Genomic DNA, 283 nt, shown 5'->3' with positions numbered 1-283 from the left:
ACCGATCTGTCGACCGCGTGCGGCGAGAAGAACTCCCTGTCGGTGCGTGAGGTCCCGGACGTGGGCTCCGGCGACACGTACACCCGGTACCGCCGGGTCAGTTCTTCGACATCACCGGCCTCCCGAACGGCACGAACTGCATCCAGGTCATCGCCAACCCGGAGAAGCGCCTCCAGGAGACCAACCTCAACAACAACGTCGCCCTGCGCAAGGTGATCCTCAGCGGGAGGTGGCGTCCGGCCAAGTGGTGTAGCGGATCAAGGCGCCGGAATCTGCAGGTCAT

The 283-nt window shown here is 64.7% G+C and carries 1 pseudogene; it reads left to right on the top strand.

From position 1 onward, the window contains the following. Positions 1-283 (top strand): annotated as a pseudogene (locus RB628_RS41975) (lysyl oxidase family protein); the annotation flags it as partial.

The organism is Streptomyces sp. ADMS (assembly GCF_033441795.1).
Lineage (GTDB): Bacteria > Actinomycetota > Actinomycetes > Streptomycetales > Streptomycetaceae > Streptomyces.
The sequence above is the reverse complement of the archived record's forward strand: the minus strand, read 5'-3'. Positions and strand labels throughout refer to the sequence as shown.